Annotated in this window: 13 protein-coding genes; 8 read left to right on the plus strand and 5 right to left on the minus strand. The window is 52.6% G+C overall.

What is annotated here, in order from left to right:
- Positions 1 to 34: 34 nt before the first annotated feature.
- Both ABLQ08_RS07615 and ABLQ08_RS07620 read right to left on the minus strand, forming a co-directional pair.
- Positions 35 to 451, minus strand: a complete 417-nt coding sequence (locus tag ABLQ08_RS07615) for a hypothetical protein (RefSeq protein ID WP_352940567.1) — start codon at positions 449 to 451, stop codon at positions 35 to 37.
- On the minus strand, positions 451 to 813 hold the full coding sequence (locus ABLQ08_RS07620) for a hypothetical protein (RefSeq protein WP_352940568.1): 363 nt from the start codon (positions 811 to 813) through the stop codon (positions 451 to 453). The genes ABLQ08_RS07615 and ABLQ08_RS07620 overlap by 1 nt, the downstream gene beginning before the upstream one ends.
- Positions 814 to 1,044: 231 nt before the next feature.
- Between ABLQ08_RS07620 and ABLQ08_RS07625 the strand changes: the two genes are divergently transcribed.
- Both ABLQ08_RS07625 and ABLQ08_RS07630 read left to right on the plus strand, forming a co-directional pair.
- Positions 1,045 to 1,770: a LexA family protein gene (locus ABLQ08_RS07625; protein WP_352940569.1), complete on the plus strand. Its 726-nt coding sequence runs from the start codon at positions 1,045 to 1,047 to the stop codon at positions 1,768 to 1,770.
- A gap of 148 nt (positions 1,771 to 1,918) precedes the next feature.
- Positions 1,919 to 2,239 (plus strand): hypothetical protein, encoded by a 321-nt coding sequence (locus tag ABLQ08_RS07630; protein ID WP_352940570.1) that lies wholly within the window; start codon positions 1,919 to 1,921, stop codon positions 2,237 to 2,239.
- Between the two features lie 587 nt (positions 2,240 to 2,826).
- On the opposite strand, the gene ABLQ08_RS07635 is transcribed toward ABLQ08_RS07630, so the two are convergent.
- Entirely contained in the window at positions 2,827 to 3,141 is a 315-nt protein-coding gene (locus tag ABLQ08_RS07635; protein ID WP_352940571.1) for a DUF1272 domain-containing protein, read from the minus strand.
- Between the two features lie 60 nt (positions 3,142 to 3,201).
- Here ABLQ08_RS07635 and ABLQ08_RS07640 point away from each other — a divergent pair, with 60 nt between their 5' ends.
- Positions 3,202 to 4,185, plus strand: a complete 984-nt coding sequence (locus ABLQ08_RS07640; RefSeq protein WP_352940572.1) for a GlxA family transcriptional regulator — start codon at positions 3,202 to 3,204, stop codon at positions 4,183 to 4,185.
- A 70-nt stretch (positions 4,186 to 4,255) separates the two neighbouring features.
- Here ABLQ08_RS07640 and ABLQ08_RS07645 read toward each other — a convergent pair whose 3' ends face one another.
- Positions 4,256 to 4,807 (minus strand): RNA polymerase sigma factor, encoded by a 552-nt coding sequence (locus ABLQ08_RS07645; RefSeq protein ID WP_352940573.1) that lies wholly within the window; start codon positions 4,805 to 4,807, stop codon positions 4,256 to 4,258.
- A gap of 452 nt (positions 4,808 to 5,259) precedes the next feature.
- On the opposite strand from ABLQ08_RS07645, the gene ABLQ08_RS07650 reads away from it, so the two are divergent.
- The 5 genes from ABLQ08_RS07650 to ABLQ08_RS07670 all read left to right on the plus strand — a co-directional run bounded on the left by ABLQ08_RS07650 (position 5,260) and on the right by ABLQ08_RS07670 (position 13,926).
- A complete protein-coding gene (locus ABLQ08_RS07650) occupies positions 5,260 to 5,652 on the plus strand; it encodes a hypothetical protein (protein ID WP_352940574.1) in 393 nt (130 codons plus the stop codon).
- 270 nt (positions 5,653 to 5,922) lie between these two features.
- Entirely contained in the window at positions 5,923 to 7,179 is a 1,257-nt protein-coding gene (locus ABLQ08_RS07655; protein WP_352940575.1) for a hypothetical protein, read from the plus strand.
- A 142-nt stretch (positions 7,180 to 7,321) separates the two neighbouring features.
- Positions 7,322 to 10,351: a caspase family protein gene (locus ABLQ08_RS07660; protein ID WP_352940576.1), complete on the plus strand. Its 3,030-nt coding sequence runs from the start codon at positions 7,322 to 7,324 to the stop codon at positions 10,349 to 10,351.
- A gap of 13 nt (positions 10,352 to 10,364) precedes the next feature.
- A complete protein-coding gene (gene amrB / locus ABLQ08_RS07665) occupies positions 10,365 to 12,065 on the plus strand; it encodes an AmmeMemoRadiSam system protein B (RefSeq protein WP_352940577.1) in 1,701 nt (566 codons plus the stop codon).
- Between the two features lie 40 nt (positions 12,066 to 12,105).
- Positions 12,106 to 13,926 (plus strand): MORN repeat-containing protein, encoded by a 1,821-nt coding sequence (locus tag ABLQ08_RS07670; protein ID WP_352940578.1) that lies wholly within the window; start codon positions 12,106 to 12,108, stop codon positions 13,924 to 13,926.
- A gap of 58 nt (positions 13,927 to 13,984) precedes the next feature.
- Here ABLQ08_RS07670 and ABLQ08_RS07675 read toward each other — a convergent pair whose 3' ends face one another.
- Positions 13,985 to 16,183 carry a caspase family protein gene (locus ABLQ08_RS07675; RefSeq protein WP_352940579.1) on the minus strand — a complete coding sequence of 733 codons (2,199 nt, stop codon included), beginning with the start codon at positions 16,181 to 16,183 and terminating at the stop codon, positions 13,985 to 13,987.
- Positions 16,184 to 16,224: the final 41 nt, after the last annotated feature.

Here is a 16,224-nt window from a genome sequence, read left to right on the forward strand (position 1 = left end):
AGTGTACCCAACCACCTTTGTCTGACAATAGGACTCATGCCGCTTTCCCCCGTATTTCTACGGACATACACCGATCCAACTCATACGAAAGTAGTACAGAGAGGGTAATCGTTGGCGCCGAGGGGTTCAGATCCTTCGCATTCTCAAGAAGCACGCGCAGATCCAGTTGATCGAACCGATCGACGAAATCCGTGCGAGCAACCCACTCAGGCTTGTTCAGAACCACCCAGGAAACGGCGGTAAACACAGGCGCCGACCAGTTCCCACGGTTCTGGGGGGTATTGATCAGACCGAACACCAATCGCAGATGGTCAGCCCCATGCTTATTCAGAAGCGAATGACAGGTTCGCCGAGCCTTGGACTGATGACGACCTTCAGCACGCTTTGCGTGAGTGACGAATTGCACGCCGAATTCGGCGGCAATTCGGTCCACCATTCCACCCGACGCCATCAGCATCCCTCCTTGCTTGACGTCACCCCCTTCTGCAACGCAGCAAACTTCTTTTCCGCAGCCTGTCGAACAGTTAATGTCTTTCGTTCATGATTTGTTCTAATCCTTTTATCTTTCAAGTCCACAGCTCCTTTCCGCGCCGCAGGATGCATACCGTTTGAAACGCTCTTCCTTTCGGATTGTTTTAAGCCGGATTTGACGCCCTCCTGCCTCAACTCCTTCAACTCCAGGGTCAAAAGCCTGGTTCGCGCTTTTTCCAACGCATACTCGTCTTCCAGCCGTGCGCTCGGTCGCTCGGCCTTGATCCGGCAATGAGCTACCCGTGCCCTGGCCTCTTCAATCTGCTCTTTGAGTTCGATCACAAAATACTCCCTGGCCTTCCCAACGGGCCTCGACATCAAATCATGACTTCGCAGCGCTTTCCCCTGCGCTCGCCCAACAATTCCCAACGCTCTCTCAAACCCTCATCATCACGACTCACCGCTCCTTATCTCACCCCTAAAAATGTACGCATATTACGTACACTTGTCAACGCACGATTCATACAGTAGAACTACAAACTCCACTTGACCGAAATCACGACTGGCAGCGGCATGGATGACACCAAACAGTCTTTGCATGAGAGACTTCAAGACCTGAAGGAAAGGTCGGGCCTGTCGCTGCGCGCAATCGCGCGGGAGATGGGATATTCGCAGGCCTCCTCCATTCAACGTTACTTCTCCGTTGACTATCCCGAAACAGGACTGCCGGCGAACTTCATTTCCAAATTACTCAGCGCATTGCCTGGCAAGGGAAACCCGACGATCACGCGCGAAGAGATTCTAGCCCTCGCTGACGGCTCGGTTGCGGAAATACAAAGAAAAACGCCCTCACTGCCGAAAACCGGCGTACCCGTTGTCGGGGAAGTCGCCGCAGGATTATGGATGGAAGCAGCACTTTTTGAGACAGAAAATGCCGAAGAATCAACGATTTCATATGATGTTCGTTTTCCTGCACAGTCTCAGTTTGTCGTCAAGGTACGCGGCGAATCCCTGAACAAGATTGCTGCCAACGGCGATCTGCTCTTGTGCGTGGATTATCTGGCTGCCGGCATTGAACCGAAAGAGAACGATCTGGTCCTGGTCGAACGCTCCAGAGACAATGGGATGACCATAGAACGCACTGCAAAGCGCGTGATCAAACTGAATGGCCAGTCCGAGCTGATGCCTGAATCAACTGACCCGCGTTTCCAGGATACAATCATTTTCCGGGAAGGTGACTTTGACCATACCGAGGTCAAGCTCAAGGCCAGGATCGTCATGGTGTTCAAACCCCTCTAAGCTCTCCGCTCCTCACCAGCATGCCCCGCACTACCACGCAGCCTCCTCGTTGAAGCCTCATGCAAAGCGCGTACAAGCCTCTTCATCTTACTTGATTTGTACGCATTTTGCGTATACACTTCAACAGGTATTATTGAGGAGGCAATATATGGGCTTGAACTTCGACACGTCTTTTTTCTCTATCGTTTGTGAACTCAACGGCACGCTTTTCACTCCAGAATTTGACCTGTCCGATATGCGGGTTTCCCAGATCATCGAAGATCTTCGAAGCGGGCAATTCGAAAACATCCATGCCATATTGGAATTCAACCCTGCCGAAGGTTGGTGCCACAACATAACCGAGGAAATCCTCGCCGCGGCTTTTTGCAACGAATACGATCGGCAAGACTGCAATGAAAACTGGTCCGATTATGGTCAGGAACGCATCGAAGCACGTTTGGCGGGAGTGACGACAAGAGTAGCTGCCTAGGAACGGAGAACTCTATGAATCTGTCTTAGGTTACCGGTAACGACTTCAGGTCTCCGGGTTTCAGCTTTCGAGGATGAAACGCGGGAGACTGAAACCGCGCCAACACTTCATCCTCCTCCCAAAAGAAATTCAGCTTCGTCGGCAATTTTATTTGAGCTGGTCAAATGTCACCACAAAACCTCAATCCAAAATGACAAGGCGCAAGCACACCCACTTCGATTTCAACGCCATCAAAGCCCTACTGGCGTTGCTAATTCTGACTTGCCGGCAACACCCAGCATTAAGTGTCACCAGTCGCGCTTTCCTCACCGTCTCGCGCAGGGCCAAAAATAAACTTTGCAGGTCTGACCGGCCGCACGATTGCCTTGCCAAGCTCTGGTTGACCTGATGGTTTTTCCTGGTCAACCGGCCAAAACCATCGTCGAAGCGGTCACCTAAATCCTCTCCGTCTTCAATGACCCAGGGTACAAGGTCGCAGCGAACAGCGAAGTCCGGGAGACGTTGGATCTGCAAAAGGTACATCGAACGAAATTTTTGCGCGCCCTGCCCATCGCTCGCGGAGGCACGTCAAATGACTTCGCTCAACTTCACCTGTGGGCAGGCTCGGTCGCGCAAAGCGACGTCACAAATCGTTCGATTTCTTCTGCTGTAAACTTCGAATGCTTCCGTTTGGTGCTAGCCGGGTCATTCACTAGCCCCAATTTAAACTCAGGCCGGTACGCCAGCCTCGGTCGAATGGGCCGTTGCGTAAATCCGCCGCCACAGGTTGGACAAACGTTGTGCAATCGGGTCTCCACACAGACCGTGCAATAGGTGCATTCGTAGCTGCAAATTCGAGCCTCCCCACTTGAGGGCGGCAGGTCACAATCACAAAGTTCGCAGTTCGGCCTGAGTTCCAACATCCTTGGGTCTCCTGTTTTCAATCTTTACTAATCGCAGCACCTTTTGGCATAAATGACTTTATGCCCACACATTCTGCCAACCCCGGCCGTCGCGTTGTCTTCATGGTTTTTCCCGGAACCAAGCTCCTGGATGTCGCCGGGCCTCTACAGGTTTTTCAGGATGCCAGAACATCAGATGGTGAACCGGCCTATGACGTAACGCTGGCGTCAGTCCCTGGTGGCCCAATTAAAACGGATACATGTGTGACACTTGAAACCGCTCCCCTCGCCTCACTTTCCGGCTCGCCATCAGACACCGTGCTGGTGTCAGGCGGGGCCGCAGCCATGCAGGCAGCAGGAAATAAGAGCCTACAGCTCTGCCTCAACAAGCTGGCGGTGAACGCCCGTCGGATCGGATCGATCTGCACTGGCGCATTTATCCTGGCCGCGGGAGGACACCTGAAAGGCCGAAAAGCAACGACGCACTGGATGCATTGCAGGGAACTTGGCGAAGAAAACCACGGCGTAGCTGTCGACCCTGACGCCATATTCGTGGTGGACGGGCCAGTCTGGACATCTGCCGGAGTTTCTTGCGGCATCGACATGACCCTGGCTATGGTTGAAGCCGATCTCGGACGCAAAGAGGCGCTTCGCCTCGCCCGGGTTCTTGTTCTTTATTTGAAACGTCCCGGAGGCCAATCGCAGTTCAGCGCGCCCTTGAAACAGCAACTTTCCCTATCGACCGGATCGCTGGATGAGCTGTTGGTTTGGATCGAAGACAACCTCGCCGATCGATTGTCTGTCGAACAACTGGCGGAGCGGGCAAACATGAGCAACCGCAACTTTGCGCGGGTCTTCAGGAAGATGGTCGGCCTGCCTCCGGCAACGTATGTGGAAGAGCGCCGTGTGGAAAAAGCCTGCCGGTTCCTGGAGAACGATCAGCTATCCGTCAAAGAGGTCAGTTCCCTCGCAGGTTTTGGAAGCGAGGAAACGTTCCGGCGGTCATTTCTGAAGATCAAGGGTGTCCCACCTTCAGCATATGCAGTCCGATTTGGCGAGAAGTAAGTCCGGTCTTTACGCGACAGGAAGAGATCGATCGCCCGCAAGAACCTGCTCTACGCACCGGGCTCGCAATTTATGCAGCAAGCGATTGACGGGCACGCGATAGACGGCTTTTGACAGTTCCGACCGCAACGCCCATTCGACTCGCGATCTGGTCATGCGATAGTCCGGAAAAAACCCGAAGGTTAAGGACATCACGTTCCTCAGGCCGCAGGTTTTCAATCCCCTTGGCAACATCGCCAAGTTCCACCCGCTTTTCCTGGGCCGGGGCCAGTCGGGTCTCATGGTACCAGTCCTCGATCGGAACATGATGGCCGCGACGTTCGGATTTTCGGATTTCGTCCAAGTGAGCATTTCGGATGATCGTAAAGAGCCAGCGGCGCAACGCAGTTCCACGCGTGAATTGGTTCCGATTGCGCAGTGCCCGTTCAAGGGCTGTCTGCATCAGATCATCTCCAACTTCCAATGAACCGGAAATGGACCGCGCATAACGGCGCAGATGCGGAATCTCAGATTTCAGGTCTTGTGCGAAACTGTCCTCAACACGGCCCATCTGGCCCTCCCTTGCAACTGGAGCGATGATCCGCATGTAGTGCTGTCCGGCAACGACTTTTACAATTTTCAAAGTAATTTCATCTCGAGTTGAATTTTAGTTGAGGAGATACACGGAATTACACACACTCTTACTAAAACGTTACTTATAGTGAGCCCCTGAATACAAATCTCAAACGCAATTACGGCGAAGTAGATACATAGACAACATCCGGAAATTCCGACACTTAACGGCAAAAAGTAGAATTCCATGCCGAGACGGAAGAGTTCGAAATAAGGAAGATCACCCGGAGATATTACTGGTTATCAAATCCGGTTTACCAAGCTTAAACATCATAAATTCAAATTATCACGCCAATGAGATCCGTTTTCCAAGATACTTCAACATACTTTAGTTATTATTTTTCTTTCACATCGGAACCAAATCTCTCCAAATACGTTTATACGGTATGACCATGATACCGGAATGCCAACTTTGAGAAAGACGTCGTGGTCGAGAACAGTAGATTGATACGGAGCTTGATTATGCGTACTACCAGAAAAATTCTTTCCCCGCTTCTTGCAGCCGCCTTTGTTTCCGGTGCCTTCATTGGCACAGCCTATGCAATCGACAACGCGACGCAGTTCGGCGACCTGTCCGGAAACGAACCTTTGTCGGTTCAGACCATGCGCGCTCAAAATGAACGGGCCCTTCGCTCGTCTCAAAGGCAGTCTGTGAACGCCTACTCAGCCGGCAATACAAATCGGGCATATGCCGACTTCCCGGATCAGGCATTTGGTGATTTGAGTGGCAACAACCCTGTTCCCATCCGCCGGCAATCGGCCGACAACAACGCGTCCGGCAGCGATTCATTGCTGATCCTTCCGTTCCAGGGTGACTGGAACGGTACAGCCAAACCAGGTTTCCCGCACCGCTAAGTCTGAAAAATCGACACTCAAGAAACGGTCGCGCAATTTGCGCGGCCTTTCTTGTTGGCAAAGATGCGTCCAGGGTCCCCGGCATTTTGGCGCGCATCATGGCTTCACAGTAAGTGCCCGGTTTACAAGCAGACTGCGAAATTGAACCACACTGCAGTTTAGACTTGCTTTTTGCGCGCGGCACCTCACCATCCTATGGTCACACATGAGAGAACCGGATGACCTTGAAACGGCTTCAGGCGGTCTCCACGGGAAAAGGGTGAGAGGACCATGGACGCAATCAATTTCGACTATGCCGGCTATCAACCCAAGGGCGACAAGAAGAACTCGGATTTCTTCGAAGAATACAGGTTGAAAATCTACGAGCGGCGGCAGTCGAGTGGCGTCAACGATCTCGTCGGTCGAATGAAGGCAATCGTCATTCAGGTCGATGCCGGGGACGGCATCGCAACCATGGCGGAAATCCACCGCATGACACCAAACCGGTATCACTCAAGCTACCTGTCGAACACCCACAAGTTTCACGTTCTGCACACCAGGCCGGAATATCCCGCTCTCATTATCATGGAGCCGCTCTCTGATGGATATGAGGATTACATCAAGCGCCTGAACGTTCTTTACCCAATGTCGCGCGGCAAACCCAACACGCGCTATGTCGGCGAGATATTCGACTGCCCCGATACGGCAGCCCTTCGCAAGATCCTTGAAGGTCAAAGCATACGGTTTGAATACAAGGGAGATACCGAGAACGCGTTCTACACAGCGGAAAACGTCCTTTTTTCAAATATTTCCGATTTTACCGGCAACCGTATCGGGTATTCGAACGGTGACTTTAATGATCCTGCCGGCCTTGCACTTGGCGAACGGATCGAACTGACGGCTGAAGAAAGAGCAACACTGCAGGAAGGTGTTGATTTTGCCCAGTCACACGGCCTGGATGACTTGATGCTCGGATACGATCATATGGCAACGCGCATTCTCGCGGGAGAGCGGGAAGATGCTATCCTCGAGTTCCTGACCATGGTGCCCTATTACTTCTGGGGCGCTTACAACATTCAGGACATGAACTCGTCGACCAACGTCAACCGCTGTCCTACGGTGTCCGACGACAAGCAGTCACCGGCCAAGGTCTTCACGGCGAACAACACACCGTCTTTCGTCAACTCCTTCGAAAACCTTCCGATGCCGACGGAAAACTTCGTTCGGAATTTCGGCCGGCGGATGCATCACTTGGCCGTAGAAATCCTGGACGGCGACCATCCTTCGGGCCAGAAGAATGTCGACTACGTTGTCGGCATCCTGGGTCAACAGGGCGTCCCGTTCCTGGCGCATGTTGTTGGTGAGTGCAAGGATTCACCTGATCTGAAGCAGATATTCTCCAAACACTCACAGCACACGCTGCTGATCACAGAGTACATCGAGCGTTGCAAGGCCTTTGACGGCTTCTTCACCAAGTCCAATGTGGCAGCCCTGACCGAAGCAGCCGGCAAGGACGAAAGATATCAACACGGACACGTCTTTGACTGATCCCAGTCGGACGTGAATACACCTGGTGGCATGTAGTCAGGCGGCCTCACCGTCTGCTACTTGGCTTCGTGCTTTCAGTTCACATTCAATCGTGCTTCACTACGGTTTTGATTATCAAGCACAGCCACTGGAATGTTTCTCGATGAATTTGCGGCGAATTTGGTTCCATTTGTTTTTTGGCGCCGTAGTTTTTGCTTCCAACTTTCTTGTAACAGCAGCATTGTCCCAGTCCGAAATCGACGCATCACCTATTCTGGTGTTGGACACCGGCGGGCATTTGGCAACAGTAAATGACATCGCCTTTACTTCGAAAGGCGATCGACTCGTCACGGTCGGCAACGACAAGACAATACGAGTCACTCAGGTATCAACCGGTCAGACCAGAACCGTAATCCGTGGCCAAATCGGAGATGGGCGCGAAGGTCAAATTTATGCTCTGGCAGTCTCTCCGGACGATACCTCGGTCAGCGTAGGCGGCTGGTTTGGTGGAAACGATGCCTTTCAGCCATGTTGTGGCGATATCCGACATTTCGATTTGAGGTCAGGCAAACTTCTCACTGTACTCACTGGACATTCTGCCCCCGTTACGTCCCTAGCTCACTCCAATGCAAAAGAAATGCTACTGAGCGGATCTTCGAGCGGTGAACTCTTCGCGTGGCAAAAATTTACCGATGAAAAAAGCGCATCAGGCTCAATCGGCAATGGAGAGCGGGAAGTTGAAATCATCGATACTCCCAAGAAGTTACTTCAGGGACTTGCCCCCATTGTGAAAGTCGGTTTCCTCGAGAATGGCAAAATCGCTGTGGCTATTGCTCGAAACGGTGAAATAGTTTTTTTCGATCTTGAACTTGGGAAAAAGATCAGATCGGTGTTTGCAACGGAAGGTCAGCTGATTGCTGCCGATATCGGACACAAGGGGAGTCTCGTCGCTGTCGCTGACCAGAATGCGGTCGTGTCCACGTGGAGTCCGTCTTCCGACGCCGCCATGACGCGACTGGAAACTGCGCGCTTCGTTCCCGGTTCCATCACTCTCTATGACGAAGATACCAAGCTTCTGGTCACTTGCGGTTTTGGTTGCTCGGGCGTGAACGAGCAACATCTGTGGGATCTGAGCGCTGCCGAGCTCGAGAGCATCTACGCAGGGCACAACAACACTGTTCGCGCAAGCACTCTGTCTCCTGACGGCCTGACATTTGCCACGGCTGGCGGAGAGAGAAATGAAATTCACTTCTGGCAACCCGGCCTCACTTCCCCGGTAGCTAAGGTAATCGGTCTTGGCGCTCCTGTCTGGGCGGTTTCCTATCAACCCGATGCGCGGCTGATCTCGTGGGGTATTTCCGACCCCTGTCCTCAGGAAGTTTATTGCCCTGAAAGGATTCGAGCACTGGAACTCGGCCTGAGGCTGCCTGAGCCGGGTGATTGGCTTGAAGACCCCATACCTGCATCAACCTACGGAGTGACGAGTGTCTCTCCTGAGACGGAACGAGACCAGTGGCGTCTTCAGGCTGAAAGATCAGGTAGGTATAACCTTCCAGGTGCTCTCCTGAAGGTCCTCAAGTCCAACAGACAGACAGCCGTGCTGGAAAAAGATGCCACAAACGGCTGGGCACACAGCACTTTTTCCATGTCTCAAAGCGAACCAGTTTTTTTTACAGGCGACTACACCGGGGAAGCCGCGAAACACCAACTGGCCGACGGTCGATTGACGACAAGTTTCGTAGGTGGCCATGACGACATGATCCTGTCGATTGACGACAACGCCGATGAGAACATTCTGCTGACAGGCGGACGGGATCAACGAATTGCCATCTGGAACAGGGAAAGCGGCGAATTAATCGCAAACCTTTTCCATGCAAGCGACGGCAATTGGATCATATGGATACCCCAAGGCTACTACTACTCCTCCCCCGATGGTGACCGTTTCGTCGGGTGGCACGTCAATCAGGGCAAGCACCGTGAAGCGCGATATCTGACAGCCCGGCAGCTGCGCCGTCATCTTTTCAGCCCTGAAATAATACGTCGTGCTCTGGAGCTCAAAAGTGCACGCCAGGCAGTGGAAGAACTACGCCCAACCGACACCCGTCTGGCACAACTGCTCAAAAAACCGGCCCCGGCCTTTTCTGTCGAGCTGGCTGAAAATGACGACACCGTTCCAGACGGGTACGCACGCCTTCGCATAAGATGGGAGACCGCAAACGGCAGAACCGGCGAAGAAGTGCAGATATTCTCGAACAACCGCCATATTGAAACCGCCAGCGCGCGCTCCCTTTCGGGAAGCGACGGATCAGGCCTGGTTGCGACCTATGACGTCAAGCTTGAACCCGGCGACAATGCCATCAACGTCCACGTGTCCAACGAGTTCGGTTTTGTCACTGAGCGCGGCGCGTTTAGTTTCCTGGAAGACAGCCCGCATGACGACAGGAAAGGACGCCTGTTTGTCATCGCGGTCGGCGTAAATGAGTACCCGCTCATGCTGAACCTTTGCAACGGTCCAGGCGGCTCTTGTGACCTGAAATATGCGGTTAAGGATGCTTCGACTTTTTTGCAAACGGTGATTGACCGGGTCGGAAACCAATATGCCTCCAGCTCTCAACTCAATCTGGTCAATGGCGGTGAACTCGAACCCACGGCGGCCAATATCCAGGACGAGATCGAGTACTTTCTTGAAGAGCCTTCGGACGAGGACATGACCCTGATCTTTTTCGCCGGACATGGTGTCAATCTTGGAGAGGAATATTACTTCGTGCCGACCGATGGCGAACGAAGATCCGAAGACCGGTGGCGAACACGCAGCCTGGTTAGTTGGCAATTCCTGCGCGAAGTGTTGGAATATACGAAGGGAACGAGACTGCTCTTTCTTGACACCTGTCATTCTGGAAATGCCTACAATTCCCGTCTGGTCAAGGATACTGCAGATGCACGTGTTGTCGTGTTTTCGGCTGCGAAATCAAACCAATACGCGCTCGAGACCAGTGAAAAGAAACACGGCCTGTTCACATATTCGCTTATCAACGGCCTGAAAGGCGAAGCGGATCTGTACAAAGACCAGTCCATAAGGTTGCTTGAGCTCGCAACCTACGTATCAGCGCACGTCAATCAACTTTCCAACAATCGCCAATCGCCCGAATATTACCTCTCCGGGCTCGACGACTTTTTGCTAACGAAGTGGTAGAGACCCAACCCCAATGAAACTAGTTTCGTTCGTATTCGCCGCATTGCTTTCAAGCATCACGGTCATGTCGGTCTGCATCGCCGAGGACAGGCAGACATATCCGGCATTTTATTTAGACGACGCCACATTCAAGGAAGCCATAGCAGCAGAAGAAAGCCTCGCCCCTTACCAGGAAAGACTCACCGGGTTGATCGTCCCTCATCACCTGCTGGTTGCTCCGTTAATCGCTCGTGGCTTCAAGTTGGCATCGGGGCATTCCTACAAACGGGCTGTTCTCCTCTTTCCGGACCATTTCCGCCAGTCAAGAAGTGTCTTCTCCACTAGCACCAGAGCCTATGAAACCGTTTTGGGATCGGTCGACATCGATATACCGGTGGTCGAAGAACTGCTGAAGTTGGACGGCTTTGTCGAGCCCAGCGATCTGTTTGACGAAGAGCATGCGATCAGGGCATTGCTGCCATTTCTCAAACACTATTTGCCGGAAACGCAGATTGTACCGATTGCCGTCGCCACGGCCGCCACTCGTGAGGATGCCGATCGCCTGGCAACCGAGATTGAAAAGTGGATTGACGATGAAACGATCATCATTCAATCGACGGACTTTTCTCACTTTCATCAGTTCGCTGAGGCACGGAAGTTCGATCAGCAGACCTTGAATGTGCTTGCGGCAGGAGACCTGGATCAGATTGCGGAACTAAGACTGCCGGATCATGTGGATTCAGTTATCGCCTTTTATCTGAATGCAAGGCTTCAATCTCAACTCGGAGCTCAGGTTCATGTCGTCTCGTCAAAGAACTCGAACGACTTTGCTCAGACCTACCTGAAGGAAACGACCAGTTACATAACCGCAGTCTATGGGGACTTCAGCAAGGAAGTCGGGCACCCGGTTCCTGACGATGTAGAGGTCTTGTATTTGGCAGGTGACTTCACTCTCGGGCGGAACGTTTTGAAGCTTGCTCAGCATCCGGCGTCCGCGATTGCGGTGAAAGACAGAATTCTTGAAGTTACGAAGCACGAGCCTCTCATTGTCAATCTCGAAGGTGTGGTCCTTCCCAACGTTCCAAGAGCGCTAAGGGAAACCAGTCTGGCAATGCCTGAAAAGCTGGCGCACGAGTGGTTGACCGAGCTGAACATCAAGGGGGCTAGCCTGGCGAACAACCATTCAGGAGACTTTGGTGAGTTAGGAATGGAATTGACAAAGGATTCGCTTGAGCGTGCCGGCGTTCATTCTTTGGAAAATCTCACATTGACTGAATTTGATAATTTGACTGTGTTTGCCGCCACCGACCTCAAAAGCACCGGCAGCCAACAGAAAGACCTTCTGTCAGAAAATGATCTGGAGAATCTTTTCAAATACGAAGGCTCCAATCCGATCATCGCCTTTCTGCATTGGGGGGAAGAATACGTGTCGTCTCCAAGCGCTCGTGAATACGAACTTGTTGATGAGTTGCGACAGCGCGGAGTGACATTGGTCGTTGGTGCACATCCTCATGTTCGCTCCAACGGGCTTGTCAGCTTCGCCGGAGGAGAAACGCTGTTGATCTACTCTCTTGGAAATTTTCTGTTTGATCAGTCTTCCAGGATCTCTTCCGGTGCGGTAGCCGAAATTCGCATTTTTCCTCAGGGCACCTATTTCGTCCGGCTGATTGACATTCCCAACTACTATGAAACCGGAATTGAAGCCGCTCAATTTGATGACGCGGCAAAAGAATGATTTTCTATTGGCATTAACAACGTGGGGTTTTTCAGGGGCTATGAAATTTCGTAAGTTTTTCATCTCATGCGGCGGTGCCGTTGCGGCGACCGTTCTGCTTTTCAACGGATCTGTAAATGCTGAAAACGGCAATTGGATAGAGCGCTCGCAAATTTTTCATTTTCCGGGAACGGCCAAAGGCGAACCGTTCCAGATCAAACGTCACAAGATTGCTGTCTGGAACGGCCAGGATGAACAGGACCTGGACTTCAGTTGGGAACCTGTTTCACCTCCTGGCATTGCTTCAGACGGTAAACTAAACGGTCGGGGAGAGTTGACTTGGCGGCCGACCGGAACGCCAGACTACAATCTAAAAGACCGATACAGCGTCTATATCGGTAATCTGCTGAATGGCAAAAGGCACGGTCAAGGCCAGTATCGCCGGCATGACGGGCTGTTTTACGTTGGAGGATGGAAAGGCGATCTCTTCGACGGCGAAGGCAGGCTGACCCTGACCAACGGAGATGTCTATTCAGGACAGTTTAGAACCGGAGAATTCCACGGCACCGGCCAACAGACTCTGCATAACGGAGAGGTTTACGAGGGTGGCTTCAAAAACGGGGTCAGACACGGTGAAGCTCGGATATTAACGGCTGACGGGGATATTCTGGCAACACGCTGGTTAGATGGTGAACAGGTTTTCATGAAAACCGTTTCCAAAGCCCAAGCTGAACATGGACCGGAGGTCCACCTCACCGCAGGGTCTGGCAGCGGTCACGCCGATCAGATCGATATCGGTTTCTCCGTCAACCAGGAAATGAATCAGAAGTTCGGCAGTGCTGGCGGTGTCAGCTATTTGCATCAGGTCGATCAGGAGGGAATAGACGTCTTCCCATTCGATGACGAATTTCTGGCCCACTGGGATGGGGATGGCCAGATCTGGCGTTATCAGGTTCCGGAGAATGCAAACTCTGTGTTCATGAACAGCTCCTTCACCGGCAAGAACGGCTTCAAGTTCTCTTTGAAGAAGATGGTTTTTGAAGTCACGGAAAGTACCCCGTTCAACAAGCCTGTTCTGGAAACCGGCAGCAATCGGGGATGTGTTCACTTTCGACCGGACTTCCATTTCAAGAATCACGGATGGGGCAGTGTCGAGAATGCTTCAGTCGAATTTTCATTCGGCAACGAGGATGGCAGCCGTAAATCGAACAGGGTTCACAAGGTGAACATTGGTTCATTCGAAAGAGGCGCGGACGTTGTCATTCGGGATGCATTCGCCGCAATGGGCGCCGACGTTTCATCACTTGATCACGAAAGTATGCCTGTTTGTCCGACTTTCGATCAGGCTGACAGTTGCCTGAAAACCGGCATGCCCGAATTGCCGCTTGGAGAACTCTCGGACTACGTGTTCCCTTCATGGTTCGATGCCCAGGTCAATGTCTACGGCAAGATCAAGTATCAATGGACAACACACTCCGGAGAAAAGAAAACTGTATCTGAGGCTTTTTCGACGCCCATTACCGTTTCCACCCTGACCTTTGACCAGTCAGTCTCGGAGTGCGGTGATCTGCCGTTCTTTCTGCCGGAACCACCACGTGTCTTTAAGGTGGAATTGCCGTCAAACCGAAAGTCCTATCAGATCGTCTATGATCTCAACATCGCGCCCGACAGTCGCGTCGGTGGTGTCCTCGACATTTCTTCGGACCGCAGTTCCGTTCACAAGTTTCGATTTGGTGGAGAATTTGCGGACGGCTCAAAGAAAATGAGCAAGCCCATCAATCTGTATTACTACAAGCCTCGCTTTTTTTCCTATGAGGACGAAAAATTCATCAATCAGGTGGATCTGCCGATGTGCCATATAAAGCCAGGCGCATCCTGTTGAATCAGGTCATTGTCAGTCATCGTTTATGCCCACCGGTCGACTGTCGACCGGTGGTTTCCTACTCGCTGTCAGAACGGGCGAAGGCTTCTTTTCGTGGGAGAATTCGCCAGCGGAGGCTTTGAGACCAGACGTCGGACAAGCCAAATCCGGATGACATGTTGCCTCGCGTTGCCCCCTGCTCCCCTAGTTTCGCCAGCGTGGACTGGAGGTCTGAAGCTTCAGCTGACCGGTTGTTCGCAGCGCCATCGGAATAGGCTGAGCAGTTTTCGACCAAACCTGTCAGGTTCAATGCTTCCTTGTTGTCGTGGAGTTCACTGACCAGGAAGTAAAGTCGCTCGCGTCCTGCGGAATAGGCATTTGCGCCCGGGCAATCGGAACACATGACCATCGGTCCGCCAATGCGTCGAGGTTCTGAAGTACCCTCCACGAGTTCATAGGCAACATTGATGCAGTATTGCGCGTCGATGTGTATCCGATTGACGTCCCGCTGTCCCTCGCGCGCTCCCTTGGCGGAAAACTGCAACAAGTCGCATTGCTTCAGGTCGGTCCCGTCTTCCAGGATTGCAAAACTACCTGGCCTCGCCTTTGCCAGCGCTCGGCGGCACTCCTTGCGAACATCCAGTGCCGTGCCCGGTTTGGTCAGATCGGAGAGGTTCGTTGAAAAATACTCGGCTTCGATATCCACCGGCGAAGGGTTCAGAAAAGCGTTACCCTCATCAAGATTTTCCAACGTCTGCGCGAACAGCTCCGCCTTCAGGATGCGGACAAAATAGGCTTGCAGACGCTTTTCTTCGTCCTCACCACCCAACTTGAACTCCAGGCCAACCGGCTCGGACCCGAGCTTGGTATCCGCTGCAAACCAGAGAGATCCGGTTTTGAGCGCAATTTGCACCTGGTAATTGTTTGCGGAGCGACCGATCGTGACACCTACAATTTCAGCAGCATCGTTCATGGCCTGAGAAACGAGGTTTGAAGTCGCAACGTCTTCAGTCAGTTCCGCACCGTCCTGCCAATGAAGAACCGGTGAGAAAACAATGGTACGATCTCTTGGGTGCAATTCCAGCTGAGCTGCTTTCGCCTCTTCCGGCAACTCACCTTCCCTGGCGCAGAGGTGGTTGCTTTCCGGCTGACAATTCCCCGAAACAGGACGCAAGAAGGCCCGACGCGCTTCAGCCTCTTCGATCTGAGCATAACCAAGCACTGCTTCCGGAGGATCAGTCACGTCGCCGACAAGAGCCATGAGGGTGCCGACCGGTAGACCGTGCACAAGTCCGGCATCAAGTTCGTCACCATTGAGCAGATACCGCCGCACTCCTCCGGAATGCGTTCCGCCCAGAACAGGTTCGTCTATGAGGTCTCCTTCCCAAATCGGCGTTTGAATGACTGCAGCGCCGAAACCCGCTCCCCGGTTCAACCGGCTGAGCACGGACTGGAAGACTTGTCGATAGGTTGGAGATTGAGCCCCATCCAATTGCGCCGCCAGAGCGGAAGTGAACAGTCCGTACCAATCACTCTTCTCACCGTCGGCACCCGGATCAACACGCACCTCCCTGGCAACATCATTGGATTTTGTTGCATAAAACGCAATGTAACGTCCCATTCCTTCCTTGGTTTCGAGAGAAGTCTCGTTGAGTGTCGAAGGGCCACTCGCACTAACTCGGGAGAGGTCAACGCCTAGTGCTTGCGGATCGACATTCCTTACCGCACTGACCTGGGACGTTGCCCGCAATCCGCTTCCTGAATGGCAACTGTCCATGACCAACCAGACATCTGCCCCGGTCAACCGAATTGCCTGCACGCTCTTTCCGATTTCATCGTCCGTCAGAGCATTCTGGATTCTGTTTGTTTCCCCTTGAACCTTCCCCGTGTCGGCCGGCAGAAACACTTCATCGAGACCGTCGGTCTCATCGTTGCCTTCGTCCGGCTGTCGTGTCCCGTGACCGCTCAAATGAATATAGACAAGGTCATCAGGTCCGGCGCGAAGAGAGACTTCACTCAATGCGTCCAGGATAGCCTGGCGAGTTGGCTCGCCCGCATTTTCGACACCGTGGGCGAGAATTGTAACGTCATCTGCCCCACGCTTGGCGAGGATGTCGCGCATCAGGATCACATCGTTCTTCGGCCCTTGAAGATCAGGGATCTCGGAACTCTCGGTATAGTCCGAAACACCAACCAGCACCGCTCGTACTTCAGCCTGCGAAACAGAATTGGTCACTAGAAAAAGACATACGAAAACAACAACCGATTTCAAAAGCATACGTGCTTACCACTCCAACACTTCCGGAACTCTGGACTAAA

This window comes from Roseibium sp. SCP14 (genome assembly GCF_040329475.1).
GTDB lineage: Bacteria > Pseudomonadota > Alphaproteobacteria > Rhizobiales > Stappiaceae > Roseibium.

Coding starts and splice junctions, on each gene's coding strand:
- ABLQ08_RS07615 (WP_352940567.1), bottom strand. CDS start 451: ATGGCGTCGGGTGGAATGGTGGACCGAATTGCCGCCGAATTCGGCGTG.
- ABLQ08_RS07625 (WP_352940569.1), top strand. CDS start 1,045: ATGGATGACACCAAACAGTCTTTGCATGAGAGACTTCAAGACCTGAAG.
- ABLQ08_RS07630 (WP_352940570.1), top strand. CDS start 1,919: ATGGGCTTGAACTTCGACACGTCTTTTTTCTCTATCGTTTGTGAACTC.
- ABLQ08_RS07635 (WP_352940571.1), bottom strand. CDS start 3,141: ATGTTGGAACTCAGGCCGAACTGCGAACTTTGTGATTGTGACCTGCCG.
- ABLQ08_RS07640 (WP_352940572.1), top strand. CDS start 3,202: ATGCCCACACATTCTGCCAACCCCGGCCGTCGCGTTGTCTTCATGGTT.
- ABLQ08_RS07650 (WP_352940574.1), top strand. CDS start 5,260: ATGCGTACTACCAGAAAAATTCTTTCCCCGCTTCTTGCAGCCGCCTTT.
- ABLQ08_RS07655 (WP_352940575.1), top strand. CDS start 5,923: ATGGACGCAATCAATTTCGACTATGCCGGCTATCAACCCAAGGGCGAC.
- ABLQ08_RS07660 (WP_352940576.1), top strand. CDS start 7,322: ATGAATTTGCGGCGAATTTGGTTCCATTTGTTTTTTGGCGCCGTAGTT.
- amrB (WP_352940577.1), top strand. CDS start 10,365: ATGAAACTAGTTTCGTTCGTATTCGCCGCATTGCTTTCAAGCATCACG.
- ABLQ08_RS07670 (WP_352940578.1), top strand. CDS start 12,106: ATGAAATTTCGTAAGTTTTTCATCTCATGCGGCGGTGCCGTTGCGGCG.
- ABLQ08_RS07675 (WP_352940579.1), bottom strand. CDS start 16,183: ATGCTTTTGAAATCGGTTGTTGTTTTCGTATGTCTTTTTCTAGTGACC.